General features: G+C 70.0%; 3 protein-coding genes. 1 reads left to right on the forward strand and 2 read right to left on the reverse strand.

What is annotated here, in order from left to right; translation table 11 throughout:
- Both QOJ24_RS20710 and log read right to left on the reverse strand, forming a co-directional pair.
- A partial coding sequence (locus QOJ24_RS20710) for an AMP-binding protein (protein WP_526264642.1) occupies positions 1 to 376 on the reverse strand: 376 nt, incomplete at its 3' end.
- A gap of 58 nt (positions 377 to 434) precedes the next feature.
- Positions 435 to 995: a cytokinin riboside 5'-monophosphate phosphoribohydrolase gene (gene log / locus QOJ24_RS20715; RefSeq protein ID WP_526264644.1), complete on the reverse strand. Its 561-nt coding sequence runs from the start codon at positions 993 to 995 to the stop codon at positions 435 to 437.
- 58 nt (positions 996 to 1053) lie between these two features.
- Between log and QOJ24_RS20720 the strand changes: the two genes are divergently transcribed.
- A partial coding sequence (locus QOJ24_RS20720; protein ID WP_526264646.1) for an AAA family ATPase occupies positions 1054 to 2522 on the forward strand: 1469 nt, incomplete at its 3' end.

The raw sequence follows: 2522 nt of genomic DNA on the forward strand, positions 1-2522 counted from the left end.
TCCCGGAGATCGCGCCGCACTTGACCGCTGCCAACATCAGCAGCACCGGGTCGGGTGAGTTGGGAAGCATGATGCCCACCACGTCGCCCTTGCCCACCCCGCGCGCTGCCAGCACCGCGGCATAGCGATTGACGGTCTTATTGGCCTCTTTGTAGGTGAGCTCCTGATCCTCGAACTTGAGGAACACCTTGTCGGCGTTCTGCGCCGCGCGGACCTGGAACACCTTGCCGATGGAGGTCTTGGCCGAAGGGCGAGCCCCGAAGCCGGTGATCACGCCGCGCACGATGGTCGGCGCATCGGCGATCAGGCCGGGTACCCTGCTGGCGATGTCGAGCAGCCCGACGCTGCTGCGAGTCCCCGATTTCTCGTCTGTCATGTGGCGATCCCCCTCCGAGTCGTCTGCCGACACCCTAAATCCCTCAAGGTGACCGCCATCACCTGGCCGGTGCACAGGCATCCAGCGCATCGTCGACGTCGTCCACCACCACGAGCCTGTCCAGCGCGTTCTGGCTGACGTACCCACTGTCGGTGAGTCCGTTCAACCAGGCGAGCAAGCCGGCGTAATGCCCGAACGGGTCGAGCATCACCACCGGCTTGTCGTGCATACCCAGATAGCCGGCTGTCCACGCTTCGAAGAACTCCTCGAGCGTGCCGATACCGCCGGGCAGCGCGATGAACGCGTCGGCCCGGTCCTCCATCACCTGCTTGCGTTCCCGCATCGTCTCGGTGATGACGAGTTCGTCGGCGTCGACGTCGGCGAGCTCGCGGTGCACCAGCGCCTTGGGGATCACCCCGACGGTGCGGCCGCCGCTCGCCCGTGCCCCGGTGGCCACCGCGCCCATCGCCGAGACGTTTCCCCCGCCCGACACCAAGGTCCAGCCGCGCGCGGCGACGGCGCCGCCGACCCGGGCTGCGAGCTCGAGCAGTTCGGGATGTGTTGGGCCCGACGCGCAGTAGACACAGACGGCCCATTCGGAGTCGGGATCGGGTGACACACCGTCAACGTAGACGAGTACGGCACGGCCGCCGCGGCCACACCCTAAACTCCGGCGGGTGCCCGTCGACTGGAAGACCGTGCCTCCCGAGCCGTCAGCCGAGCATGTCGAATCGGCGGTTGCGGACCGCGGCGGGGCGGTGATCATCGCGCCTGTCGGAGGGGGCAAGACGACGGTGGCCCGCGCGGCCGTCGAACGGCTGGGCGGGGCGGTCTGGGTGACGGGGACCGTGTCCGACCGCGCCGTCCCGTTTGCTGCGGTACGCGACCTCATCGAGGTACCCGACGACGGCAAGACCGCGGCGGTGCTTCGGGCGGCCCGCGAGTCCGTAGCCGACGGCACGCTGTTGGTCGTCGACGACGCGCACCTGCTCGACCACCTGTCCGCCACGCTGGTGTATCAACTGGCGGTCAGCGGAGCGGTGCGGTTGATCGTCACCGTGGATCCCGACGAGGGCGCGCCCGATGCGATCACCGCGCTGCAGCTCGACAATGTGCTGCCGCGGATCGAGCTCGACGCGCCGAGCGTGGACCGCAAGCGGCTGAACGACTCGGTGCGGGAGTTCGTTGCGCAGCTTTCGGCCGACGCCCGCGCCGCGCTGGAGTTCTTGGCCGTCGCCGATCCGATGCCGCTGGCCGACCTGTCTGCAGTGGCCGGCAGCGACGCGGTGCAGGCTGCGCAGGCTGCCGACTCGATCACCGTCGTCGACGACACGGCGCTCGCGGCGCACCCGCTCTACGTCGATGCGGCGCGCACCCTGATGTCCGCAGACGAGCTGCGTGCGCGGCGGACCGCCGTGTATGAAACGCTCTCAGCCCGGCGCCCCCGGGACTGCGTCGACCGGCTGCGGTTGGCGGTGTTTGCGCTCGATAGCGACAACCCGCAACCGGTGTCCGTCGTGGTGGCCGCCGCCGCCGATGCGCTTCGGCTCGGCGACCTGGAGTTGAGCGAACGCCTCGGCGAGGCGGTGCTGGCGCGCGACCCCGACCTGGACGCGCGGCTGACCCTGGCCCAGGCACTGGCGTGGCAGGGCCGCGGCAGGGAGGCCGACGAGGTCCTGGCCGCCGTCGACGCGACGTCACTGTCGGACGCGGAGCTGATGGCGTGGGCGTTGCCGCGGGCGGCCAACCAGTTCTGGATGCTGTCGGAGCCTGAGCGGGCGACGGCCTTTCTGCAGACCACTCGCGGCCGCGTCACATCGGCAGCGGCGCGGACGACGGTGGACGCGCTGTCGGCCACCTTCGCGATGAACGCAGGCCGTCCCGGCCGGGCGATGGAGATCGCCGAGGACGTGCTGGCCTCGCCGGAAGCCGACGACACCGCCGTCGGTTGGTCAGCGGCGGCCGCGGCGCTCAGTTGCGCGCGGATGGGCCGTTTCGCCGAGGTGGACGCACTCGCCGACCGCGCGATGGAGGCGCAACATCCCGGGCTCCTTCGCTTCACAAGCGGGTTCGGCCAGACGACGGCGCTGATCATGTCGGGTGAGCTGGACCGCGCACAGGAGCTTGCGCAGCAGCTGACCGATTA

Source organism: Mycobacterium sp. (assembly GCF_032159775.1).
Lineage (GTDB): Bacteria > Actinomycetota > Actinomycetes > Mycobacteriales > Mycobacteriaceae > Mycobacterium.